The organism is Ferrovibrio sp. (genome assembly GCF_036381655.1).
Taxonomy (GTDB): domain Bacteria; phylum Pseudomonadota; class Alphaproteobacteria; order Ferrovibrionales; family Ferrovibrionaceae; genus Ferrovibrio.
Genome location: NZ_DASVCJ010000005.1, coordinates 1 through 22,287 on the forward strand (window position 1 = coordinate 1; position 22,287 = coordinate 22,287).

Consider the following 22,287-nt stretch of genomic DNA (forward strand, 5'->3'; position numbering starts at 1 on the left):
TCGGGGGCGCCGGCCAGGCGCTCGCCGGCGCCGGCTCGACCTTGCGCTCGACCGGCCAGCACTTGCACAAGCTCGTCGCCTGCCTATAGTCCCGCGGAACTCAACCGTTGCACGGGCCTAGAGGCTCTTTTCCATGGCGACCGACGTCAAGAAGGTGGTGCTCGCCTATTCCGGCGGGCTCGACACCTCGATCATCCTCAAATGGCTGCAGGAGACCTACGCTTGCGAGGTGGTGACTTTCACCGCCGACCTCGGCCAGGGCGAAGAGCTGGCGCCGGCCCGCAAGAAGGCCGAGTTGCTCGGCATCAAGGAAATCTTCGTCGAGGATCTGCGCGAGGAGTTCGTGCGTGACTTCGTGTTTCCGATGTTCCGGGCGAACGCGCTCTATGAAGGCGTCTATCTGCTCGGCACCTCGATCGCGCGGCCGTTGATCGCCAAGAGGCAAATCGAGATCGCCAAGCTCACCGGCGCCGACGCGGTGGCGCATGGCGCCACCGGGAAGGGCAACGACCAGGTGCGCTTCGAGCTCACGTATTACGCGCTCGAGCCCAACATCAAGGTGATCGCCCCCTGGCGCGAATGGGATCTCACCTCGCGCACCAAGCTGCTCGACTTCGCCGAGAAGCACCAAATCCCGATCGCCAAGGACAAGCGCGGCGAGGCGCCGTTCTCAGTGGACGCCAACCTCCTCCACTCGTCCTCGGAGGGGAAAGTGCTCGAGGATCCGTGGCACGAGCCCGACGAGATGGTCTATCAGCGCACGATCGCGCCCGAGGCCGCGCCCGACAAGGCGACTTACGTCGAGATCGAATTCGAGAAGGGCGACCCCGTCGGCATCGATGGAAAACGCATGCTGCCGGCGGCGTTGCTGACGCGCCTCAACGAGCTCGGCAAGGCCAACGGCATCGGCCGCGTCGATCTCGTCGAGAACCGTTTCGTCGGCATGAAGTCGCGGGGCGTTTACGAGACGCCGGGCGGCACGATCCTCCACGCCGCGCATCGCGCGATCGAATCGATCACGCTCGACCGCGGCGCCGCGCATTTGAAGGACGACATCATGCCGCGCTACGCCGAGCTCATCTACTACGGCTTCTGGTTCAGCCCCGAGCGCGAGATGCTGCAGGCGCTGATCGACAAGAGCCAGGAGAATGTCGAGGGCACCGTGCGCCTCAAGCTCTACAAGGGCTCGGCCAGCGTCGTCGGCCGCAAGTCGCCGAAGTCGCTCTACTCGCTGGCGCATGTCACCTTCGAGGAAGACTCCGTCTACGATCAGAAGGACGCCGCCGGCTTCATCAAGCTCAATGCGCTGCGCCTGCGCCTGCTCAACCGGCAGAAGGGCTAGGCACAATCGTTTAAGTTGCTTTTTTCGCCGTTCCATGCGGGCTCCCGGACTGACATCCGGGAGCCCGTTTTCATAGGCACCCTCCTGCGGCGTCGCAAATATGTCACAGCGATGGCGATTTCGTGCAGACTCGGCCGAACTTGTCACAGAAGGCCACGGCATGGTCGCAGAGCCTGCGGCCCGCCGCCGTCTAATCTGCCCTTGGTCCTGAAGAGGACTGCAGCGCCGCGTCACTGCCCCCGTTGTTGTGCGGCCTGCCCGGTAGAAGACAGGAGGCCGCATGGCAACGTCACGCATCATACCGGTCACCGCCTACCGCCAGACAGCGAATTCCACCGCGCGCTGGCAGGAGGAGCTGATCTGGCAACGCGCATTGCGCCGCCTGGAAGGTCCGGCGCGACCGCCTGCCGCCCGCCCCGCCGCGCCGCCGAAGAAGCCCGGCGTCTTCAGCCGCCTTCGCCATCGCCTCGGCCGGCATCTCGGGCTTTACGTCGACATTACCGTCTGAGCCTGACCGTCTGAGCCTAACCGTCTGAGCCAGCGCCCGATCCGGTGGTCTAGGCCGCAAGCGCCGGCAGGCGCGCCAGCTTGTCCGGATTGCGCACGATGAAGACGTTGCGCACCTGCCCAGCGAAGATATCCAGCGCCAGCGCAAGATAGGGCTGATCGCCGTCATAGAGCAGCCAGCCCGGCTGGCCGTTCACCCAGGCCATCTGGCGGCGCAGATTCGTCGGATGCTTCGGCGCGACGCCGGCGAAGAAACGGGCCACCTTGTCGGCGCCATGAATGATGTTGAGCGCGGCCAGGGCCTTGCCGCCGCCATCCGACCACAGCATCGCATCCTTGGCCAGCAGCCCGGCGAAGGCGGCGACATTGCCGGCGCGGGTCGCGGCGGCGAATTTCTCGGCCAGCGCCTTGGCGGCTTCGGCATCGGCGGAAAACCGCGGCCGCTCCTCCTTGATCCGCTTGGCGGCGCGGCTGACGAGTTGGCGGCAGGCCGCCTCGCTCTTCTTCAGCATCGCCGCGATCTGCGGGTAATCGTAATCGAAGGCTTCGCGCAAAAGATACGCCGCGCGTTCCGCCGGGCTCAGGCGCTCCAGCACCACCAGCAATGCCATCGACAGATCGTCGGCCATCTCGCCCGGCGCCGCCGTGACATCCAGCTCGACCAGAGGCTCGGGCAGCCAGGTGCCGGTATAGCGTTCGCGTTCCACCTTCGCCGCCCGCAGCCGGTCGATGCACAGCCGCGTGCAGGCGGTGACCAGCCAGGCCTCGGGCGTCTGGATTTCGGCGATCTCGGCGCGATGCCAGCGCAGATAGGTATCCTGCACGGCATCCTCGGCATCGCCGACGCTGCCCAGCATGCGGTAGGCCAGCCCGAACAGGCGTTTGCGATGCCGCTCGAACAGCGCCGCGCGATCTTGCATGACGCCGGTATCCATGCTCAGGCCGCCTTCACCTGCACCAGGCTGCAGCTCAGGGCATAGCCCAGCGCGCGCTTGACCGTGGGATAGAAGCGCGCCGCGCCGAGGGCAAAGCTGAGTTCCATCAGCGCCGCGCGGCCGTAAAGCCGCTCCAGCTCCTGGCGCAGATCTTCCATGGTCGGATCGTTGGCCGCCACCGCGTGGCCGAATTTCCAGGCCAGCGCCAAAGGCGTGGGCAGCAGGTCGAGCCGGCGATCCAGCGCCGCCTGCAGCAGGTTCGGGTTGATGCCGATGGCGCGGTCCAGGTTGATGTGGATCTGCACGCATTCGCCGCAATCGTCGTGCTGGACGGCGCCCAGAACCGCAAAGCTGCGGATTTCCGCCGGCAGCGCGCTGGCCGGCTCGGCGCGGTTCAGGGTGGAAAGCGCCTGCAGCTTGGCCAGCACCGGCGAGCCGGCCTCGGCCATCTCGCGCATGTAATCGAGGCGCACGCCGAGCAGCTTCTCGCTGGCCTCAACGCGCTCCAGGGCGGCGGCGACAGAGGCGGCTGTATCGGTGGCAGGGGTAATGGTCTGTTCGGTCATGGGGGTTCCTTCGCTGACTGCGAATACCCCCTAGACGATACAGCCCCGCCGTCTGTGACAGCCAGCCATTCCTGCCGGTTGCCCCGCCTTATTCGGCCGACCCGGGCGCGGCGGCCTGCCGCAGGGCCGCCTGTCTGGCCCGTTCGGTCGCCTTGCGGTTGCGCCGCTTGATCCACCACATGAAAAACCCGGTGACGGCGAAGAGCGGGATGATCAGGCCGGAGAGGAAGACCAGGAACCGGTAGATGCCGCCCAGGCCGGCGCCCTCATGCAGCGCCCGCTGCCAGGCCATGATGGTCTCGCCAGCGGAGAAGCCGGCCGGATCGAAGACGTCGATGACGCTGTGGCGCCAGGGATCGACCAGCACGGTGATCGCCGGCGCCCCCTCCTCATGGCCGGCGCGAATCAGGCCGATGCGCAGCGGCTGGCTCGGCTGCACCGGCAGGAAGGCGGACAAAAAACGCGCATCGGGGACTTTGGCGCGGGCAAGGTCGATCGCGGCGTCGAGCGCGATCGGCATGGCGCCGGGCAAGGGTGCGACGCGCGCCTGCAATTGCGCCGCGCGCAGATCGCGGCCGGGGAAAACCGCGTTGATCATGGCCGCGGTCTGCTGCGGGAAGGCGATATAGACCCCGGTGAAACTGACCAGCATGAAGATCGTCAGGCTCCAGATGCCGGCTGCGCCATGCAATTCCCGGTGCAGCCGAACGCCCCTGGCCGTCCGGCGCACCATGAAAGCGGCTTTCCACTGGCCATCGCGCCATTGTCGGGGCCACCACAGCACCAGGCCGGAGCAGCCCAGCGCCAGCATGGCGATGCCGAGCCAGCCGACGAGCCTGCGGCCCAGCCCGCCGGTGATGAAGAGATGGCCGTGCAGGTCGTGGAAAAAGCGGACCCAGCCGCTCATCGCCGGCGCGGCGCGGCGCACAGGCTGCGCGGTGACCGGATCGAGCAGCACCGGCACGGAACCGGCGAAGGGACTCGTCCGTGGCGGCGCGCTGGCGCCGCTTTCCGCGGCCAGGCCAGGACGCGACAGGCGCACCATCGCCGGCTCGCCCGGTTTCACCGGCCAGCTTACCGAAAGCGGCACGCGGCCGGATCCGGCCGCGCCGGCCTCGGCCCGGGCGGCCGCGATCAATGCGGCGGGGCTTTGCCATTCGCCGGCGGCGGTGATCTGCGGCCTGGCGGCGCCGAAGAGAGACGGAAGGTCATGGGCATAGACCAGCACCGCGCCGGAAATGCCCATGGCGACGAGGGGCAGCAGCAGGATCAGCCCGGTCCAGAGATGAAGCTGCTGCAGCCAGTAGCGGATGCCGCGAGGGGATTTCGGCTTTTGCGCCATGGCGGTCTCTTTGCCGGTCTCTTTGTCGGTCTCTGTCAGCTGTCGGCCCAGCGCCGCAGCAGGTTGTGGTAGATGCCGGTGAGCTGCACGACGGCCGCATCCTTGTGGCCCTTCTCGGCGGCGAGCTGCTGGATGGTGGTGTCGAGCTGGAACAGCAGGGTGCGCTGGCCGTCGTCGCGCACCATGCTCTGCAGCCAGAAGAAGGAGGCGACGCGCGCCCCGCGCGTGACCTCGGTCACGCGATGCAGGCTGGTGGAGGGATAGAGCACCATGTCGCCGGCCGGCAGCTTCGCGCGATGCTCGCCATAGGTATCCTCGACGATCAGCTCGCCGCCGTCATATTCCTCCGGTTCGGCCAGGAACAGCGTGCAGGACAGATCGGTGCGGATGCGAAAATTGCCGCCGGTATAGGCACGGATCGCATTGTCGACATGGATGCCGAAACTCTGGCCGCCGGCATAGCGGTTGAACAGCGGCGGAAAGACTTTCAGCGGCAGGGCCGCCGAGACGAAGCGCGGGCAGCGTTCCAGCGCATCGAGGATGATCTCGCCGGTCTGGCGCGCGGCGGGCGAGCCTTCCGGAAGCTGCATGTTGCGCTTGGCCAGCGCCGATTGCTGCCCGGCGGTGACGTTGCCGTCGATCCATTCGGCGGCATCGATCACCTGGCGGCACTGCGCGACCTGCTGCTTGGTCAGCACCTGTTCGATATGCAGCATCATGACGCTTCGCTCCACACCCGATCGTCAAACGGAAAATGCCCCGCCCGCTTTGCACGGACGGGGCGGGCATGTTCTGCGCGCAACGGCGCCTGCATGCCGTCACGCATGTCAGAACTTGAACGTCGTCGTCAGCAATGCCGTCCGGCCCGGTGCGACGATGGCGGCATTGCTGCCGCGTGGCGCATCGTAATAGGTCTCGTCCAGCAGGTTCTGGATGTTGAGCTGGACGTTGACGTCCTTGGTGACCTTGTAGGCGGCCATGGCATCGAACCGCCAATAGGGCGGCAGCTTCACCGTATTGGCGGTGTTGGAATAGCGCCGGTCCATGTAGGTGGCGCCGCCGCCGATGGTCCAGTCGCTGTCGATCTCGTAGGTCGACCACAGGCTGATCATGTGCGGCGCGATATTGGGAAATTCGTTGCCGTCGTTGAGCGCGTTCGGACCGTCGTCGACGATTTCGCTTTTCAGGAAAGTATAGCCCCCGAACACCTTCCAGGCCCGGGTGATGGCGCCGGACAGGCCGATTTCGAAGCCGTCCACCCGCTCCTTGCCGACCGGCAATTGCTCGGCGGTGTTCGAGACGCCGGGCACCTGCGCGTTGCTCTTCTCGGTGCGGAAGACCGCGCCGCTCAGCTGCAGCCTGTCGCCGGCCAGATCCCATTTGGTGCCGAGCTCGTAGCTGCGGTTCTTCTCGGGGTCCAGCGATGCATTGGTGACGCCGAGATTGCCGTCGCCGCCGCCCTCGCCGGCGCTGCCGCCGGACGGGTTCGAAGAGGTGCTGTAGGCGACATAGATGCTGCCATTGGGCAGCGGCTTGTAGACCAGGCCGGCCTGCGGATTGAGGAAGCGCGACGAGTTCTTCAGATCGAAATCGCCGCTGTTGTTCCGCCCCGTGCTGTTGGTGACGTAATCGTCGAAGCGCAGCCCGAGATTGAGGTCCCATTGGCTGGCCAGCGCGATGGTATCGAGCACATAGACGGCCCTGGTATCGACCGTGGTATTGGCGAAATTCGCCGAGGTGCTGACCAGACCGCCGACGGCGCCTGAATCGGGATCGCTGAGGCTGCCGGTCGTGGTGGTCGGCGAGAAGGCGTACCCCCGGTTCCTGGTCTGCTCGCGGCTGATCTCGATGCCGGTGATCAGCGTATGGGCGAAGCCGAAGGTGTCGAACTCGCTGCGCAGGTCGGTCTGGTTGGTGATCGTCTCGGTATCCGCGTTGCGGCTTTTCGGCGCGAGCGTCAGCGTATCGGTGCTGAAATCGGGCGCCCGCGGCTCGGTGACGATGTAGTTGTTTTCGGCATAGCTGTAGCGCGTGGCGTTGCGCAGCACGGTGCTGGCGCTCAGGTCGTGCTCGATCTCCGCCGTCACGCCGTCATAGTAGGTTTCGCGGAAATCCCGGCTGGTCAGGCCGTAGAAATTGTTGCGGTCCACCTTGGCCGGCTTGCCGGTGGCGGCGTCGATGGGAATGCCGTAATCCGGCATGTCGTCGGACTGGAAGTGATAGTAGCTCAGGGTCAGCCGGGTCGGCTTCTGCATGCCGAGGCTGATGGTGGGCGCGAAGCCGAACTTGCTCAGATCGACATCGTCGCGGCCGGCGATTTCGCCGTCATGCGCCATGGCGTTGATGCGGATCGCCGTGTTGGCGTCGATGACGCGGTTGATGTCGACAGCGGCGCGTTTGGTCAGGTCGGTGCCGAGCGTGACGCTGCCGGCGTTGAAGTTCTCGGGCTGGGCGGTCTTGCTGATCAGGTTGACGGTGCCGCCGGTGCTGCCGCGGCCGCCGAAGGTTGAACTCGGCCCCTTGATGATCTCGACCCGCTCGATGTCGAAAATGTCGCGCGACTGGGTGCCGGTGTCGCGGATGCCGTCGACGAAGGTGCTGGCGGTCGAATCGTAACCGCGGATGAACGGCCGGTCGCCGATGGCCGTGCCGCCCTCGCCGGCCCCGAGGCTGATGCCGGGCGTGGTGCGGTAGACCTCGGTCAGCGAGGTGGCGCCGCGATCCTCGATCACCTCCTTGGGGATCACCGTGACCGATTTCGGCGTGTCGAGCAGCGGCGCGGTGAATTTCGGCGAGGCCGATTGATCGGCCTTGTAGCCCTCTTGCGCGGCGGCCGGCTTCTGTCCCTCGACCGACAGGGTAGGAAGCTGCACCGGTGGCTGGCCCTGCTGGGCGGCGGCGGGCAGACTGACGGCACCGAGCGCGACCGCCGAGGCAGCCCCGAGCATGGCAGGCGCGACGCGCGGCAGCCGAAGGCAGCCCACCGTAGGCTGCGCAACATATTGAACAGACATGATTTTCCCCCAAAAGGATGGATGCGTTGGATGGTCAGGGGGAGAGACGCTGGGGCCGACGCCGCTTCACCTGGCCGCCGCGCCCGGAGCGTCTGCGCGATCATCCGTCCCCGGAAAGCAGCGGCGGAGCCGATATAGCATTGGGTCGATTTAGATGCAAACGATTATTAATAGTGATTGAAGAACGGCCCGCTAAAGCCGGAACGCCCGCTTCGCATTGCTGCCGAGGAACAGCGCCTCCGCCTCGGCATCCAGGCCGAGCGCAGCGAGACCGGCCAGCGCCTTGGCGGGCGCGATCATCGGATAATTGCAGCCATACAGGACCTTACGGCGGCCATGGCCGCGCAGATATTCGACGAGCGGCGCCGGATAGCGCTGCGCCGCATAGGCCGAGGTGTCGATATGGACATTCTCGTGCTTGGTGGCGACGGCGATCGCCTCCTCGGTCCAGGGATAGCCGATATGGCCGCCGACGATGACCAGTTCAGGGAAGTCGAGCGTCACCTGGTCGAGGTAGATCGGCCGGCCGACCTCGGAGGGCATCAGCGGCCCGGTATGGCCGATCTGGGTGCAGAACGGCACGCCGAGTTCGCAGCAGGCGGCGTAGACCGGATAGAAGCGGCGGTCGGTCGGCGGCAATTCCCACAGCCAGGGCAGGACGCGGATCGCCTTGAAGCCGAGCTGTTCGATGCAGCGGCGCACCTCGCGCACCGCCTGCATCGGCTTCGAGATATCGACCGCGCCGACGCCGATCAGCCGATCCGGCGCCTGTGCCACGAAACCCGCCACCTCGTCATTCGAGATCATCACGTTGCGCGGCGCCACCCAGGCGCAGATCAGGCTTTGCGCGACGTTCGCCGCATCCATCGCGGCGATGGTGGCGCTGACCGGGATGTCGCGCGATGGCTGATTACCGATGGCGTCAGATACAGTTCCGCCGCGGCCGCCTTGAAACTCATATGGCGGGCGGCGGCATCGAAAGCCTCAAAGGGCCGGCAGGGGCGGCAGGCGCTTGCTCATGCGCCTCAGATTAGGAAGCTTCAGGCGAAAGAGAAGCCTGCCGTCGCGGCAGGCGCTTCCCTTCCGGCATGCGGGCCTTCCGGCATGCGGGTGCCGTTTAGATTTCCACCCCGGCGCGCCAGCAGGCGGCCTGCAGCGTGTTCTGCAGGAGGCAGGCGGTGGTCATCAGCCCGACCCCGCCCGGCACCGGCGTGATCGCGCGCACGACCTCGCTGGCCGAAGCGAAATGCACATCGCCGACCAGCCTGGTCTTGCCGGGTTCGGCACCCGGCACGCGGTTGATGCCGACATCGATCACCGTCGCATGACGGCCGAGCCATTCGCCGCGCACCATTTCCGGCCGGCCCACCGCGGCGACCACGATATCGGCGCGCTTGCACAGCTCCGGCAGCGCGCGGCTTTTCGAATGCGCCACCGTCACCGTGGCCGAGGCGCCGATCAGGAGCGCCGCCATCGGACGGCCGACCAGGATCGAGCGGCCGATCACCAGCGCGTTGGCGCCGGCGATTTCGACGCCGGCCTTCTCGAGCATGATCACGCAGCCCTTGGGCGTGCAGGGCGTCAGCGCCGCGATGCCCTGCGCCAGCTTGCCGGCATTGACCGGATGCAGGCCGTCGACATCCTTCGCCGGATCGATCGCCTCGATGACGGTCTGGGTGTCGATCTGCCGGGGCAGCGGCATCTGCACCAGGATGCCGTCCACGGCGGGATCGGCATTGAGCCGCCGCACCACGTTGAGCAGGTCGGCCTGGCTGGTCTGTTCGGGCAGCCTGATCTCGTCGGAGATCATGCCGGCCTCGCGGGTGAGGATACCTTTGTTGCGCACGTAGACCTGGCTGGCCGGATCCTCGCCGACCAGCACCACGGTCAGGCCCGGCACGCGGCCGGCCTTGGCCTTGAAGGCCTGCACCCGGCGCGCCACCTCGGCGCGGATCTCCAATGCGATCGGCTTGCCTTCGATCAGTTGCGCGGCCATCGGTCCTACCCTTTCCTGTCCAGAGCGTCGCACCAGGGCGAAAGCTGCGACTGCAATTGCGCCTCCACGGCGGCCGGCTCGCCCGCGATCAGAATCTGTTTATGCCGGTCGGTCTCGCCGGCAACGATGCACATGCGGCCGGCGGGGATTTTCAGCGCCTTGGCCAGCAGCTTGAGCAGCGCCGCATTGGCCTTGCCCTTCTCCGGCACGGCGGTGACCCTGACGGCCAGTTCGAAGCCGCCCTCCGCCGTCGGCTTCAGTCCCTCGATGGCGTCGCGGCCGGCCTTGGGGGTCAGCCGCACGCAGAGCCGCACCCCGTCCGCGGTCCGGCTATGGGCGCATGCCGCCATCGCGCTCTGGCCGACCGCGCCGCTCAGAAGGCGTATTCGAAGATGAGGTTGCGGATGAAGACCAGCAGCAGGATCAGCACCACCGGCGAGATGTCGATGCCGCCCAGATTGGGCAGAATGCGGCGGATCGGCCGCAGCGCCGGCTCGGTGATGCGGTAGAGGAAATCGCCGATCGCATAGACCAGGCGGTTCGACGTGTTGATCACGTTGAAGGCGACCAGCCAGCTCATGATCGCCGAGGCGATCAGCAGCCACATATAGATGTCGATAACCGTGGTGATCAGCAGGATCAGGGAAGTCATCCGCCCTCCAGGACCAGGACGAGGCGCCGGCCAGCGATGGGGCCGCCCGGCAGACTGCGATAAACTGGGGCCAGAGTGATAGCGGCTGAGGGCGGGATTGGCAACCGGCGAGGGTGTGGAATCCCCGGCGGGCGGCAGCTATCTGCCGGCCAAGCCGCTGCCGCGCCTTCAAATCCCGCCGCCCGGGCAGCACGGGGGCAGCAGGGGGCGCAGCGAGGGCGGCAGGGCGGGCATTGGGAGAGAAAAAGCCCGGCGGCGGCGGCTTTGGCAGTGGACAAAAGCGGGCCTGTTTGCTACTTGCTTGCCGCCCGGCCGGGACCGTTGCGACGTCCCCCTCCATGATGGCCGGCGCACCGGCTTGGGGCCGTAGCTCAGATGGGAGAGCGCCTCGTTCGCAATGAGGAGGTCAGGGGTTCGATTCCCCTCGGCTCCACCAATTCTCTCAGGATCAATGACTTAGCCCAGACCGCCTGGCGACTGCTACACACGGTTGCGACACACAGGCGGGCGCATGGCGCTTTCAACCAATCTTGTTCGACGTGGCGAAGCTATTATTTCCGCTGTCGCCTCCCTTCCGATCTCGTCGGCAAACTGGGGCGTCGCGAGCTGGGACGATCCCTCCAGACATCGAACCCGGACATCGCCCGTCGACGCGGGCGACATGCCGCGCATTTGGTTGAGCAAATTTGGGTGTTGGTGCGGATGTCCCTTGGTCCCGACAAGATAGATTTGATCATCGGCCGCTGGCTCAAGGTCGAACTCGACAAGGACGAACTGGCACGGACCTCCCAGGCCGTTGCCAATGAAGGCCGGGCGCCGCACCTCCCGGATGGTTCGTCACAAGCCTTGATGGCATGAATCGGGTGAGCCGGTAGCCGCTCCACCTACCGCAGGTTCTCCGGCAGCATGGCCCGCACCGCATCCGCAAGCTGGCGTACCCCCTTGCGGGCCTGCCCGGCATAGATGGCGGGATAGCTCGCAAGATCATCAGCGGCCTCACGGAGATCATCCTCGCGATCTTCACTCAGGATCGTGATCAGGCTGGCTGCCTGGGCGACATCCTTGCGCGCCTTGGCCTGTGCCCCGACATCGCGGTTGGCGGCCACGATCAGCTTGTGCAGGGCAAAGCGGGCCGGCTGCGGCACCATCACGCTGATACCGTCGTCATGCAGGTAGGTCGCCCGCACCGGAGCCTTCAGCAGGTAGTCGAGATACGGAATGCCCTGGGCGCCGAAAGCCAGATGCGGGATGAACTTCGGCTGCCATTCCCGGCCAGGCTCCGCCGGCATCAGCAGTTCCACCCGTGCCTCGCCGCCCTTGTATTTCAGCGCATGGGACAGCCTGGCGCCGGGATGCGGCGGCACGATGAAGAAGGCCGGGTCGGTTTCCTCGATGATCCCGGCAAAGGGGATGGCGGCCTCGGCCGAGGCCAGGGCAATCGTCGCCTCGGCGGCAATGTCGATGTCCTGGGTGGTGACGGCCATGGCCGGCAGCCGGTGCCCCAGCATCGGCCCGTAGGTCATGTAGGCATGGGTGCCAATCAGCACGGCGCCGCGCTCGAACACCCCCCGGTCAGACAGCCTGGCAATAACCCTGCCGGATAGCGCATCAAAGTTCATCTTCAGGCCCGCCTTCAATGCGTGGCAGAGTTCCCGCCGCCGTCTGCGCTGCTGCTGCCACAGGGCCGTCTTCTCCCGCTCCTGCTCCATCCAGTCCAGCAGCTCCCGGGTCTCCGGGCCGATGGATTTCTGGTGCCGGGTATGCCCGATCCAGACCTGCCTGTACCAGTAGGTTTTGCCGTTGATCCGCTTGGACGAAAAGCCACCTTCCCGCCGGCTGCCAGCCTGATCGGCCTCCGACAGATCATGCAGCTCGGCATACAGGGTTGCCACCGGCAGGGTGAGGCGGGACTGGGTCAGGCGGTTGTTCTCCATGGGTCGGGACGTGGTATAAATCCGGTTTCCTGGCCTTTGCGGGTCAGGTAAGTAGCAGCCAGAGCAATTTATACTCCGAAATATTAAAACAGAGTATAAATTTCTGGCCCACCGGAACTACTGCCCCCCTGACCCGTCCCTGGCTTCCAGAGCCGCCTTCGGACAAGTGTGGCCGCCCATCACTTGTCCAACCGACATCCCGCCAGTCCATGGGTATCTGTAAAGGCGTCGCAGACACACAGCCTTTACGGAGAAAGTGCATCGGTCCGGCGTGATCGATGACCTGACAGAACATGGCTGGCGGGTGATGTCGGAAGTGAGGGGTGGGCTGGAACCGGGCTGGGAAAAACGGGAGGCGGAACTGTGGCTGATCGATCCGGCGGGTAACGCACGGATACCATCCGCTCGGGAAATCTATCGTGCCTTGATTGAGCGCCGGCCAACAGAAAATGGGATCCCGCTTAGTATTCAGGATCTACCGGTCTCGCGTTATCCGTTGACGCCAAACCTTGTTGTGACAGAGGGGCCGGAAGGAGTGCCCACATATTCCCTGATGGGCTCTGGCAGAGGTATAGCGGTAAGCTTGGACTTAGCAGATCTAGAACGCGGCCACACGATTTCCGACGGCACTTGGTACCCAGTCGAGTCCGATGCCAGCACTGAGGTGTTGGACTTACTTCGCAGCTCCCACGGAACTGCCTGCAATAGCTGTTTTCCTAGATAAGGACATGCAGGGATGTACCTGCCCTCGCCCACTCGACTGCTACACATTGTGTAACAGTACAGGTGGTTAGCCTGCCAACTCCTTGATCCGTAAGGAGCCAAGAAAAAGGTTCGATTCCCCCTCGGCTCCACCAGAATCCCCCCGCAATTCCGGTTCTGGCCTGTTGGCGCTGACCTGCCGTCGCGGCCCTGTCGCCCGCCGGCACTCTCGCCCGGCATTGCCCGCCGGCATTGCCGCCCGGCATGGCGCTGCCTGCCGCCGCCGCATCTGCACAAGAAACGCTCAGGCATTTGATCCGGCTCTGCCCGGCGGACGGTCGTCCGACCCGGCGGCGCGCGGCGTCCCGCGCCTTTCACGCTCTGGCACGATCCCTGCTTTTGCCTGCTGCGCGGGCCGGATCGCGGCCCGTCCGATGCGCGGCCCTGGGCTCGCCGCGCCCGGCCTGTTGACGCGAGCCGAAGGGGGATAGTGATGGCGTATCTGTTGCCTTCCGAGTTCGTCACCAAGATGGTGGATGCCGGCGAAGCGAAAATCTTCATGTCGGCGCGCGATACCGTGATCCGCGCCTACATGGCCGGCGCGATCCTGGCGCTGGCTGCCGCCTTCGCCGTGATGGTCAACGTGCAGACCGGCTATCCGATCATCGGGGCGATCCTGTTCCCGGTCGGCTTCTGCATGCTCTACCTGCTCGGCTTCGATCTGCTCACCGGCGTCTTCGTGCTGTCGCCGCTGGCGCTGTTCGACAGGCGCCCGGGCGTGACCGTCGGCGGCGTGCTGCGCAACTGGGGTCTGGTCTTCGTCGGCAATTTCGCCGGCGCCTTCACCGTCGCGGTGATGATGTCCGTCTATTACACCTACGGCTTCCAGACCCCGCCCGACAAGGTCGGCACGGTGATCTCGCATATCGGCGAGGCGCGCACGCTGGGCTATGCCCAATACGGCTTCGCCGGCATGCTCACCCTGTTCCTGCGCGGCGTGATGTGCAACTGGATGGTCTCGACCGGCGTGGTCGGCGCGATGATCTCCACCTCGGTCAGCGGCAAGGTGATCGCCATGTGGATGCCGATCATGCTGTTCTTCGCCATGGTGTTCGAGCATTCCGTGGTGAACATGTTCCTGTTTCCCTCGGCCCTTCTGATGGGCGGCGGCTTCTCGATCATGGACTACATCATCTGGAACGAGATTCCGACCGTGCTCGGCAACCTGGCCGGCGGCCTGGCCTTCACCGGCCTGACGCTGTACTCGACCCATGTGCGCACCGCGCCCAAGCGCACCATCAAGCTGGCCGCCTGACCGGGCGCAGCGATGCGGCGGCGTGCCGCACAAGGCCCCGCGGCCCGCCGCTAGCGCTTCAGCGATCCCAGCAGGCCGCGCACGAGGCTGCGGGTGATTTCTCGGCCGGCGGCGCGCAACACGCTTTTCATCGTCGCTTCCACCATCGAGTCCGAGCGCGAGCGGGCCGGCGCGCGGCCGCTCTTCGGCGCCGCGCCGGATGCAGATGCGCCGCCGCGGCGTTTCTCTTCCGCGTCCTTCCGCCCTCCCCAGGGCCCGGACGGCGGCACCGAGCCGCCGTGCGAGGGCGTGGCAGCCGCCCCGCTCTCCGCCCGCGCCTGCAGCAGCTCATAGGCCGACTGGCGGTCGATGCTGCGGTCGTATTTGCCGGCCATGGCGCTGCCCGCCAGCGCCGCGGCGCGCTCGGCCGCGCTTAGCGGCTCCAGCCGCGAGGATGGCGGGCGGATCAGCGTGCGCTCGACGATGCCGGGCACGCCCTTGTCCTGCAGGGTCGAAACCAGCGCCTCGCCCACGGCCAGCTCGGTGATCGCGGTTTCGGTTTTGAAGGCGGGGTTGGGACGGAAACTTTCGGCGGCCGCGCGGATCGCCCTGCGTTCCGCCGGCGTGTAGGCGCGCAGGGCATGCTGGATGCGGTTGCCGAGCTGCGCCAGCACCGGCTCCGGGATATCGGCCGGGTTCTGCGTGACGAAATAGACGCCGACGCCTTTCGAGCGCACCAGCCGCACCACCTGCGTTACCTTCTCCAGCAGCGCCTTCGGCGCGTCGTCGAACAAGAGATGCGCCTCGTCGAAGAAGAAGACCAGCTTCGGCTTGTCCGGATCGCCGACCTCGGGCAGCGCCTCGAACAATTCCGACAGCAGCCAGAGCAGGAAGGTGGCATAGAGCCTGGGCGAGGCCATCAGCTGATCGGCGGCCAGCAGGTTGATCACGCCGCGGCCGGCCGAGTCGACACGCATGAAATCGCTCAGTTCCAGCGCCGGCTCGCCGAAGAAATGCGCCGCACCCTGGTTTTCCAGGGTCAGCAGCCGGCGCTGGATCGCGCCCACCGAGGCGGCCGAGATATTGCCATAGGTGGTGCGTAAGGCCTCGGCCTGTTCGGCGATGAAGGTCAGCATCGCGCGCAGGTCCTTCAGGTCGAGCAGCAGCAGCTTCCGCTCGTCGGCCAGATTGAAGGCGACGTTGATCACGCCTTCCTGCGTGTCGTTCAGCTCCAGGAGCCGCGCCAGCAGCAGCGGCCCCATTTCCGAGATCGTGGTGCGCACCGGATGGCCCTGCCGGCCGAACAGGTCCCAGTAGGCCACGGGAAAGCCTTCGAAGCGATACTCCTGCGCGAAGCCGATCTCCTCGGCGCGCCTGGCAAGGAAGGCCTTGCCCGCGGCCGAGCCGGCCAGGCCGAGGCCGCTTAAGTCGCCCTTGATGTCGGCGGCGAAGACCGGCACGCCGGCCGCGGAGAAACTTTCCGCCATGATGCGCAGGGTGATCGTCTTGCCCGTGCCGGTGGCGCCCGCCACCAGGCCGTGGCGGTTGGCGTAGCGCAGCTCCAGCCACTGCGGCCCGCCTGCGCCGGCGCCGAGGAAGATCTTGCCGTCCTGGATCATGGGAAGGCCTCCCGTTTCGTCCGCCCACCCGTTCGTCGACTCCGTTACCCGGCCTGCCGATACAGTCTACGCCTCAGGGCATCTCCAGCACCACATTTCCGTCGGCGCCCTGCTCGACCAGTTCATGCGCCTCGGCGATCTTCTCCAGCGGCAGGCGCGCAGCGATGCGGGTCTTGAGCGCGGCGCGCGCCAGCAGGGCGTCGAGTTCGGCGATCGTTTCGCTGCGGTCCCGCGGCTTGAGGTCGTAGACGAGGAAGAATTGCAGATCGATGCTGCGGAACAAAAGATCGCGGAACGGCACCGGCTGATCGCCTATCGCGTTCGAGCCGTAGCAGGCATGCACGCCATGCGGCGCCAGCACGCCTTTCGCCAGCAGCGGCGCGGTGGTGGAAAGGTCCATGTCGATGATCGCCGCCACGCCCCGGCCATCGGTTAGCTCCAGCACGCGCGCGGCGACATCCTCGCTTTTATAATCGATGACATCTGCCGCGCCGGCTTCGCGGGCGATGGCGGCGCGTTTCGCCGAGGCCGTGCCGATGACGCGATAGCCGCGCTGGGCGGCGATCTGGGTGACGTAATGCCCGACAGCCGAAGCCGCGCCGGTGACCAGAATGGGCGCGCCGGGCGGAAGAGTCCGCGTGGCCAGCCGCACGCCCTGCAGCGCGGTCAGCGCCGGAATGCCGAAGCACGACGCGGCGGCGAAATCCACCGCATCGGGCAGCCTCACCGCCTGCGCCGCCGGCAGCGCGATATATTCCGCCGCCGTGCCAAAAGGCCGCTGCCACTGGCCGTTCCAGATCCACACGCGCTCGCCGACGCGCGAAGCCGCGACGCCCTCGCCCACCGCCTCGATCACGCCGGCGCCGTCGCTATGCGGAATGACCAGCGGCCCAACCAGCGGCCGGCCGCGCCGGCTTTTCACATCCGACGGATTGACGCCCGAGGCATGCAGCCGCACCAGCACCTCGCCGGCCTGCGGCGCGGGCCTGGGCTGCGCGCCGACGGTCAGGACATCGCGGGCGGCGCCGTTCTGCGTGTACCAGGCGGCTTTCATCATGGCGGCCATCTCGATCCTCTCGTCTTCTCTCGTGGCTTGTCGCTTGTCTTCGGGCGGAGCCGATGATGCCGGCTGAAGCCCGCCCCGGTCCAGAGCCGCCAGAGAACGCGACGCAGCCCGCTTCGAATCCCCCCACGGCGGGGCCGTTCCCCTCGGTTCATCAAAATCCTACGGCGGACCATCGCCTTCCTCCAATACGCGTAGCAATTGTTCCTTTTTGGCTGCTACTCTGCGGGGGGCAGGCCAGGGGTTGGACGGTGGTCAAACTATACATCGGCGTAACCGACTACGATTGGTTTCGATACCTCGAAGCCCGCCCGAACTTATCCGAAGTAAATTTCTGGCAACCTGGTGGGCGCACCAATTTCCGTGCCATCGCGCCGGGCGAATTGTTTCTTTTCAAACTTCGAGCGCCGCGCAGTTACATAGTCGGCGGCGGCATCTTCGCACATTCCAGCATTTTACCAGTCTCGCTCGCTTGGGAAGCGTTTGGTGAAAGCAATGGCGCGCCGTCACTTGACGTATTGCGGCAGCGCATTGGTCAGCACCGCCGGAATACCGACGATCTTAAGTACGACTACCAGATTGGATGCCGGATCATCGCAGAGCCGTTCTTCTTCCCCGAAAGCGAATGGATGCCGGTACCTCAGTCATGGGCGCCGAATATTGTCTCTGGCCGGACGTATGAAGCCTCTGATTTAGAAGTTCGCCACCTTTGGAATTCCATAGCCGAACGCCTGGAATATCGCCGAGCACCGTCATTCTCGGAATCTCGCTACGGCGAACCGACACTGATCCGGCCACGCCTGGGACAAGGTTCTTTTCGAATTGCGGTTACTGACGCCTACCGACGGCATTGCGCTGTCACTGGCGAGAAAACGCTGCCGATTCTCGACGCGGCGCATATTCGTCCGTACGCCGATGGAGGACCGCATGACATCAGGAATGGCCTCCTCCTGAGAACTGACGTTCATCGGTTGTTTGATCTTGGATATGTCACTGTCGACAACGCCTATCGGTTCGTTGTCGGCAAACGGCTAAAGGAGGACTTCGAAAACGGCAAACACTACTATGCGATGCATGGCGAGCAAGTAAACGTGCCGAACAATCCTCTTCAGCATCCGGATTTAGGATCTTTGCGCTGGCACCAGGACAAGCGGTTCCTGGGATAACAATCCATCAAGCGGCCGCCTTGAATTGCGCAAACCGAATCTCCAACCGCCGGCGGTCAGGTACATCCCGATCTCGAAGCGGCAGCCGCAACTTCTGCTTTTGCAGGCACTTCAGGGATTCAAGAGTAGGCCCATCAGTCTGGCTCAACAGCTTCTCTGAGACATGGATTATGTAATCCGGATCAATGCCAATGAGATGCTTATCAAAAGCCGCGTGATGGATTTTTGATAATGGCAGTCCATTCGTGACGAGCGGCTGTCCGAGCTTCTCATCGCGATCCGGAATGATGTGAGCTGCATCCAGCAAAAGCGGTTCTGGCAAGCCCGACACGGCGCACCGCCCTTGATAGGCCTGGATCACAGCCTGGCGAAAGGTTTCCTGATGCAATCTTCGCTTCACCGATTGCAAAGCATAGCGGCGTTCGGCAGAAGTTTGCGGGGGCACCGCATGAGGCGACGCTGATTCGCTGAACGCTATACGTGCCTTCCTCGTTGTCGCATTCCAATCGACGATAAAAACCGGCATCACCGCCTGATAGAGGCCGGGTGCAATCCCCAGAAAGTAGATGATCGGGATTTGCTGCTCCATCGCCTCGCGAAGCCAACGATTGTCGGCTGCGTCGGCGTCGTCTCCCATGAAGGCATAGTCTACCGTCTCCTCGCCTTCAAAGATTTGTTTGTGCACTTCGCGTTGATCGTCGTACCAGATGCGGCGCCCCGGACGGGGAAAAACCGTTTTGATTGACAACAAATAACGCATCTGCCTCGGCTTGAAGATGCCGCGCTGGGGATTGATCAACGGCACTCGTTGTCCGTTGAATACATAGCCTGCGGCAAGAGCATTGTGCGACAGTTGACCCTGTCTTTGAGACAGGTCCTGTAGGTGCTGAAATATGCCTGCTCGCAGAACTGCGTCAGGGTCATTGCTTGATGAAGCAAAGCCTGGCCGGCCTGGGATGATGACACCCCCGAAATTTGCGCCCTCCTCGAACCCGGTCTTTGCTGCCAATGTTGGCTTGCCCCCTATTCCGACGTCACTTTCCTACAAGCATCGATTGCAGGCAATACGAGCTCCGGACGAAGTGCTGAAAGGTCAAGGAGGTGGTGCAACGGCAACTTGCTCGTTTTGTTCTGATCGTTCCGTAAGGGCATGCTGCTGTCGGACATCAGGCATCGGAATAACCGTCCTGCCCCAGTACCGGCCCGGCACCGGCATCAGGCCGCGCTGGCGCGGGCGACAAAACTGCGCAGTTCTTCCAGCGTGCCGCTGGCGATCGGATCGTTGCCGCTGAGCATCAGCACCAGGGCCGGGCGGGACACCCCCAGCTTGCGCGCCAGGTCGTCCATGCTGAGCTGGGCGCTGCGGCAGGCATCGGCCACCGCGACGATGGCGTCGCGCTCGGCATAGAAGCGGCCGGCCTGCTCGCGGGTGCGGAACTGCGCCGGCGGCCCCGCCGGGCGCGGCAGTGCGGCCGACTGGCGCCGGCCTGGCCGTCGCCGCGGCGCGGAGGGCGGCACGGACGGCGTTGCGGAGCGCAGCGCGGCGGACGCGGCCTGCGCAAAAGCGGCGTGCAGCGTGAAATCGTCCAGCCCGGGCGCCCGCGCGATCTGCGCCTTCAGCAGATCCCCCACCGCGGTGAGCATCGCCCCGCCCAGGGCCGGCAGGTCATAGACTTCGCCGAACTGATCGTAGAATTGCGCGATCTCGCCCAGCCGCGCCAGGCGGCGTTCGAGGAATTGCCGGCTGCCCAGCGGCCAGGGCCGGCGCCCCTCGCCGATGCGCACCAGAAAGACCTGCGTGGTGTCGACCTCGACGATGACGATGCGCCAGCGGATCTCGGCCAGATGCCGCGCCAGCGCCTCCCGCTTCTCGGCCTCGAAATTCGGCAGGCGCTCCTCGACCAGGTCGATGAAGACGTAGAAGTGATCGACCTTCTCGATGAGGCGGCGGAAATCCTGATAGCGCGCGGAGACATCGCGGCCGGCCTCATAGCGGCGCAATATGGCGATGCCGTCCTTCTCGACCCGCGCCAGCAGGTCGAGCGCCTCGCGGCGCGCCTTTTCGCTTTCCGTGGTGAGCGGCAACTTCGCTACCCCAAGGTGTTTTGAAACAGCCCGGAAGCACCATATCGCATTCGGTTGTATATTAAAAAGCCTAATTCTATCAGTGTAAGAATTGGTCAGATTCGGCCCGGACGTCACTCCCGGCAGGACCGGGTCCGCTCCAGGTCGCGGCTCAGGCAGAGCTGCAGCTCGCGGATCTGCCCGTCGCGCCGCACGACGCGCAGCGCATCGCGCGCAAGGCCCTGATTGGCTTTCAGGATTTCGGCGATGAAGGCCTTGCTGCCACCGGCCGGCGCCGGCAGGGTAAAGCGCGCCTTCAGGCGCTCGATGGCGGAAAAATACGCCACCGGCCCGGCGAAGTCGCTGCAGCTGCCATGCCGGGCCCATTCGCATTGCATGAGCTGCGGATCGGGCAGCGTGCACAGATGCCGGCGCAGCACCGGCTCGGGCACCGGCGCGACGGGCCGGCAATATTGCGGCCAGGACGGCGCGCGGCGGCCTGCCGCTGCGGCACGGCTCTTGGCATATTGCGGCCAGAGCCCATGCACCACCCAGCCGAAATCGTTGTCGCGGCATTGCGTCGGGTCAAGCTGCCGGCGGCCGGCGCCGCTGGCGCAGAAGGCCGGCGACCAGGAAAAGCTCAGGATGTAGAAGTCGAAATCGCCCGCCGCGCCGCGCGGCGCGGCGCTGTGCGGACAGGGCGCGGCCGCGATGCGCTCGGGCAGGTGGCATTGCGGCGCCGCCTGCTCCGTTGCCGCCTGCTCCGTTGCCGGCTGCCCCCGGGCGACGAGCGGCGCAAGCAGCAGCAGTAACGGCAGAACGGCGCGCTTGTCGGAAAGCCTTCTCACGGTCTAAACATCCCAGATCATCCGCCGCCCTGTCCGCCTTTCCACCTTCTCCGTCCACTTTCCACCTTTTCCGGCGCAGCCCCATGAAGCCAGCTCAGGTCGAACAGCTTTTCGCCCGCTTTGCCGCGGCCGAGCCGCATCCAAAGACCGAACTGAAATACGTCAACGCCTATACCCTGCTGGTCGCGGTGGTGCTGTCGGCGCAGGCGACCGATGCCGGCGTCAACAAGGCGACCGCCGCGCTGTTCAAGAAGGTCAGGACGCCGGCGCAGATGCTGGCGCTGGGCGAAGCCGGCCTGAAGGAGCATGTCAAGACCATCGGGCTGTTCAATGCCAAGGCGAAGAACATCATCGCGCTGTCGAAAATCCTGGTCGAGCGGCACCAGGGCCAGGTGCCGCGCGACCGCGAGGCGCTGGAGGCGCTGCCCGGCGTCGGGCGCAAGACCGCCAATGTCGTGCTCAACGTCGTCTGGGGCGAGCCGACCATCGCGGTGGACACCCATCTCTTCCGGCTCGCCAACCGGCTCGGCCTGTCGAAGGGCAAGACGCCGCTCGCCGTCGAGCAGGACCTGCTGAAGGCGATCCCCGAAAAATACATGCAGCATGCGCATCATTGGCTGATCCTGCATGGCCGCTATATCTGCAAGGCGCGGCGGCCGGAATGCTGGCGCTGCATCGTCGCCGACCTCTGCGCCTTCAAGCCGAAGACAAAGGCCCCGGACTGAGCTTGCGCGTGCTCTTCGACAGCAACGCCTATGACGCGATCCTCGCCGCCGGCGATCTGCCGCGGCTGCAGGACAGGATCGTCGCCGGCGAGCTTGCCGTCGTCACCACGCCGATCCAGGAAGACGAGATCCGGCAGATCCGCAATCCGGCGCGCCAGCGCGCGCTGCTGGCGCTGTATCGCGCGCTCGGCGGCACGCGGATCGATCCCGGCGCGGTGATCGCCGCCGACACCACCTACATGGCGCGCGACGAGATGCTGCTGCGGATTGCGGCTGCGTGCTGCGATTGGCTGGTGAGCGACGACAAGGCGCTGGCGGCGGCAGACCCCGGCAGGGTGATCCCGTATGCGGCGTTTTCCCGCCGCCTGGCGCTGCGCGCCTAGGGTGTGTCGTCAATTATGGGATTCCCAAAGTATTGAATGAATGATTCATAGGAGGTCGCCTGAAGCGAGGGGGCGACCGATGCGGCGATATGGACTGACCGACCGGCAGTGGGAAGTGATTTCCGGCTTACTGCC

General features: G+C 65.4%; 23 protein-coding genes, 1 tRNA gene and 1 pseudogene. 9 read left to right on the forward strand and 16 right to left on the reverse strand.

The window, feature by feature from the left end; all coding sequences use genetic code 11:
• Positions 1-133: 133 nt before the first annotated feature.
• Together VF194_RS00280 and VF194_RS00285 are read left to right on the forward strand one after the other, a co-directional pair.
• Entirely contained in the window at positions 134-1,342 is a 1,209-nt protein-coding gene (locus tag VF194_RS00280; RefSeq protein ID WP_330886853.1) for an argininosuccinate synthase, read from the forward strand.
• A gap of 280 nt (positions 1,343-1,622) precedes the next feature.
• Positions 1,623-1,850 carry a hypothetical protein gene (locus VF194_RS00285; protein ID WP_330886855.1) on the forward strand — a complete coding sequence of 76 codons (228 nt, stop codon included), beginning with the start codon at positions 1,623-1,625 and terminating at the stop codon, positions 1,848-1,850.
• A gap of 49 nt (positions 1,851-1,899) precedes the next feature.
• Here VF194_RS00285 and VF194_RS00290 read toward each other — a convergent pair whose 3' ends face one another.
• The 10 genes from VF194_RS00290 to VF194_RS00335 all read right to left on the reverse strand — a co-directional run bounded on the left by VF194_RS00290 (position 1,900) and on the right by VF194_RS00335 (position 10,354).
• Positions 1,900-2,769, reverse strand: coding sequence for an RNA polymerase sigma-70 factor (locus VF194_RS00290; RefSeq protein ID WP_330886857.1), 870 nt, complete (start codon positions 2,767-2,769; stop codon positions 1,900-1,902).
• 17 nt (positions 2,770-2,786) lie between these two features.
• The gene (locus VF194_RS00295) at positions 2,787-3,350 is read right to left on the reverse strand and encodes a hypothetical protein (RefSeq protein ID WP_330886859.1); all 564 of its coding nucleotides are present in this window, start codon (positions 3,348-3,350) and stop codon (positions 2,787-2,789) included.
• A gap of 88 nt (positions 3,351-3,438) precedes the next feature.
• Positions 3,439-4,692 carry a PepSY-associated TM helix domain-containing protein gene (locus tag VF194_RS00300; RefSeq protein WP_330886861.1) on the reverse strand — a complete coding sequence of 418 codons (1,254 nt, stop codon included), beginning with the start codon at positions 4,690-4,692 and terminating at the stop codon, positions 3,439-3,441.
• 35 nt (positions 4,693-4,727) lie between these two features.
• A complete protein-coding gene (locus VF194_RS00305) occupies positions 4,728-5,411 on the reverse strand; it encodes a Fe2+-dependent dioxygenase (RefSeq protein ID WP_330886863.1) in 684 nt (227 codons plus the stop codon).
• A 108-nt stretch (positions 5,412-5,519) separates the two neighbouring features.
• Positions 5,520-7,706: a TonB-dependent siderophore receptor gene (locus VF194_RS00310; RefSeq protein WP_330886865.1), complete on the reverse strand. Its 2,187-nt coding sequence runs from the start codon at positions 7,704-7,706 to the stop codon at positions 5,520-5,522.
• Between the two features lie 192 nt (positions 7,707-7,898).
• Entirely contained in the window at positions 7,899-8,573 is a 675-nt protein-coding gene (locus VF194_RS00315; protein ID WP_330886867.1) for an amidohydrolase family protein, read from the reverse strand.
• On the reverse strand, positions 8,543-8,665 hold the full coding sequence (locus tag VF194_RS00320; RefSeq protein WP_330886869.1) for a hypothetical protein: 123 nt from the start codon (positions 8,663-8,665) through the stop codon (positions 8,543-8,545). The genes VF194_RS00315 and VF194_RS00320 overlap by 31 nt, the downstream gene beginning before the upstream one ends.
• Before the next feature lie 158 nt (positions 8,666-8,823).
• On the reverse strand, positions 8,824-9,702 hold the full coding sequence (folD, locus tag VF194_RS00325) for a bifunctional methylenetetrahydrofolate dehydrogenase/methenyltetrahydrofolate cyclohydrolase FolD (RefSeq protein ID WP_330886872.1): 879 nt from the start codon (positions 9,700-9,702) through the stop codon (positions 8,824-8,826).
• Positions 9,703-9,707: 5 nt separating this feature from the next.
• Positions 9,708-10,052, reverse strand: coding sequence for a DUF167 family protein (locus VF194_RS00330; protein WP_330886873.1), 345 nt, complete (start codon positions 10,050-10,052; stop codon positions 9,708-9,710).
• 23 nt (positions 10,053-10,075) lie between these two features.
• Entirely contained in the window at positions 10,076-10,354 is a 279-nt protein-coding gene (locus VF194_RS00335) for a YggT family protein (protein ID WP_330886875.1), read from the reverse strand.
• Between the two features lie 360 nt (positions 10,355-10,714).
• On the opposite strand from VF194_RS00335, the gene VF194_RS00340 reads away from it, so the two are divergent.
• The 3 genes and pseudogenes from VF194_RS00340 to VF194_RS00345 all read left to right on the forward strand — a co-directional run bounded on the left by VF194_RS00340 (position 10,715) and on the right by VF194_RS00345 (position 11,212).
• Positions 10,715-10,790 (forward strand) — tRNA-Ala (locus VF194_RS00340).
• 41 nt (positions 10,791-10,831) lie between these two features.
• Positions 10,832-11,044 (forward strand): annotated as a pseudogene (locus VF194_RS19755) (DUF6538 domain-containing protein); the annotation flags it as partial.
• Positions 11,045-11,212 carry a hypothetical protein gene (locus tag VF194_RS00345; protein WP_330886877.1) on the forward strand — a complete coding sequence of 56 codons (168 nt, stop codon included), beginning with the start codon at positions 11,045-11,047 and terminating at the stop codon, positions 11,210-11,212.
• 26 nt (positions 11,213-11,238) lie between these two features.
• On the opposite strand, the gene VF194_RS00350 is transcribed toward VF194_RS00345, so the two are convergent.
• Positions 11,239-12,288, reverse strand: coding sequence for a GSU2403 family nucleotidyltransferase fold protein (locus VF194_RS00350; protein ID WP_330886879.1), 1,050 nt, complete (start codon positions 12,286-12,288; stop codon positions 11,239-11,241).
• 1,195 nt (positions 12,289-13,483) lie between these two features.
• On the opposite strand from VF194_RS00350, the gene VF194_RS00355 reads away from it, so the two are divergent.
• Entirely contained in the window at positions 13,484-14,305 is an 822-nt protein-coding gene (locus VF194_RS00355) for a formate/nitrite transporter family protein (protein WP_330886881.1), read from the forward strand.
• Positions 14,306-14,355: 50 nt separating this feature from the next.
• Here VF194_RS00355 and VF194_RS00360 read toward each other — a convergent pair whose 3' ends face one another.
• Both VF194_RS00360 and VF194_RS00365 read right to left on the reverse strand, forming a co-directional pair.
• Positions 14,356-15,903 carry a helicase HerA-like domain-containing protein gene (locus VF194_RS00360; protein WP_330886883.1) on the reverse strand — a complete coding sequence of 516 codons (1,548 nt, stop codon included), beginning with the start codon at positions 15,901-15,903 and terminating at the stop codon, positions 14,356-14,358.
• Positions 15,904-15,976: 73 nt separating this feature from the next.
• The gene (locus tag VF194_RS00365; protein WP_330886885.1) at positions 15,977-16,960 is read right to left on the reverse strand and encodes an NADPH:quinone reductase; all 984 of its coding nucleotides are present in this window, start codon (positions 16,958-16,960) and stop codon (positions 15,977-15,979) included.
• Between the two features lie 257 nt (positions 16,961-17,217).
• Here VF194_RS00365 and VF194_RS00370 point away from each other — a divergent pair, with 257 nt between their 5' ends.
• Positions 17,218-18,132, forward strand: coding sequence for an HNH endonuclease (locus tag VF194_RS00370; protein ID WP_330886887.1), 915 nt, complete (start codon positions 17,218-17,220; stop codon positions 18,130-18,132).
• Between the two features lie 7 nt (positions 18,133-18,139).
• Here the strand turns inward: VF194_RS00370 and VF194_RS00375 are convergent, their stop codons facing one another.
• The 3 genes from VF194_RS00375 to VF194_RS00385 all read right to left on the reverse strand — a co-directional run bounded on the left by VF194_RS00375 (position 18,140) and on the right by VF194_RS00385 (position 21,044).
• Entirely contained in the window at positions 18,140-19,141 is a 1,002-nt protein-coding gene (locus VF194_RS00375) for an HNH endonuclease signature motif containing protein (protein WP_330886889.1), read from the reverse strand.
• A 206-nt stretch (positions 19,142-19,347) separates the two neighbouring features.
• Positions 19,348-20,217, reverse strand: coding sequence for a hypothetical protein (locus VF194_RS00380; RefSeq protein WP_330886891.1), 870 nt, complete (start codon positions 20,215-20,217; stop codon positions 19,348-19,350).
• Between the two features lie 113 nt (positions 20,218-20,330).
• Entirely contained in the window at positions 20,331-21,044 is a 714-nt protein-coding gene (locus VF194_RS00385) for a ribonuclease T2 family protein (protein ID WP_330886893.1), read from the reverse strand.
• 83 nt (positions 21,045-21,127) lie between these two features.
• Between VF194_RS00385 and nth the strand changes: the two genes are divergently transcribed.
• Together nth and VF194_RS00395 are read left to right on the forward strand one after the other, a co-directional pair.
• A complete protein-coding gene (gene nth, locus VF194_RS00390) occupies positions 21,128-21,769 on the forward strand; it encodes an endonuclease III (protein WP_330886894.1) in 642 nt (213 codons plus the stop codon).
• Between the two features lie 8 nt (positions 21,770-21,777).
• Positions 21,778-22,152, forward strand: coding sequence for a hypothetical protein (locus VF194_RS00395; protein WP_330886896.1), 375 nt, complete (start codon positions 21,778-21,780; stop codon positions 22,150-22,152).
• Positions 22,153-22,287 lie beyond the last annotated feature (135 nt).

Bases quoted from the DNA above. Each gene is read 5' to 3' on its own strand.
- VF194_RS00280 (WP_330886853.1), top strand. From the start codon at position 134: ATGGCGACCGACGTCAAGAAGGTGGTGCTCGCCTATTCCGGCGGGCTC.
- VF194_RS00295 (WP_330886859.1), bottom strand. From the start codon at position 3,350: ATGACCGAACAGACCATTACCCCTGCCACCGATACAGCCGCCTCTGTC.
- VF194_RS00305 (WP_330886863.1), bottom strand. From the start codon at position 5,411: ATGATGCTGCATATCGAACAGGTGCTGACCAAGCAGCAGGTCGCGCAG.
- VF194_RS00350 (WP_330886879.1), bottom strand. From the start codon at position 12,288: ATGGAGAACAACCGCCTGACCCAGTCCCGCCTCACCCTGCCGGTGGCA.
- VF194_RS00330 (WP_330886873.1), bottom strand. From the start codon at position 10,052: ATGGCGGCATGCGCCCATAGCCGGACCGCGGACGGGGTGCGGCTCTGC.
- VF194_RS00360 (WP_330886883.1), bottom strand. From the start codon at position 15,903: ATGATCCAGGACGGCAAGATCTTCCTCGGCGCCGGCGCAGGCGGGCCG.
- VF194_RS00320 (WP_330886869.1), bottom strand. From the start codon at position 8,665: ATGAGTTTCAAGGCGGCCGCGGCGGAACTGTATCTGACGCCATCGGTA.
- VF194_RS00355 (WP_330886881.1), top strand. From the start codon at position 13,484: ATGGCGTATCTGTTGCCTTCCGAGTTCGTCACCAAGATGGTGGATGCC.
- nth (WP_330886894.1), top strand. From the start codon at position 21,128: ATGAAGCCAGCTCAGGTCGAACAGCTTTTCGCCCGCTTTGCCGCGGCC.
- folD (WP_330886872.1), bottom strand. From the start codon at position 9,702: ATGGCCGCGCAACTGATCGAAGGCAAGCCGATCGCATTGGAGATCCGC.
- VF194_RS00335 (WP_330886875.1), bottom strand. From the start codon at position 10,354: ATGACTTCCCTGATCCTGCTGATCACCACGGTTATCGACATCTATATG.
- VF194_RS00285 (WP_330886855.1), top strand. From the start codon at position 1,623: ATGGCAACGTCACGCATCATACCGGTCACCGCCTACCGCCAGACAGCG.
- VF194_RS00290 (WP_330886857.1), bottom strand. From the start codon at position 2,769: ATGCAAGATCGCGCGGCGCTGTTCGAGCGGCATCGCAAACGCCTGTTC.
- VF194_RS00300 (WP_330886861.1), bottom strand. From the start codon at position 4,692: ATGGCGCAAAAGCCGAAATCCCCTCGCGGCATCCGCTACTGGCTGCAG.
- VF194_RS00365 (WP_330886885.1), bottom strand. From the start codon at position 16,960: ATGATGAAAGCCGCCTGGTACACGCAGAACGGCGCCGCCCGCGATGTC.
- VF194_RS00310 (WP_330886865.1), bottom strand. From the start codon at position 7,706: ATGTCTGTTCAATATGTTGCGCAGCCTACGGTGGGCTGCCTTCGGCTG.
- VF194_RS00315 (WP_330886867.1), bottom strand. From the start codon at position 8,573: ATGGATGCGGCGAACGTCGCGCAAAGCCTGATCTGCGCCTGGGTGGCG.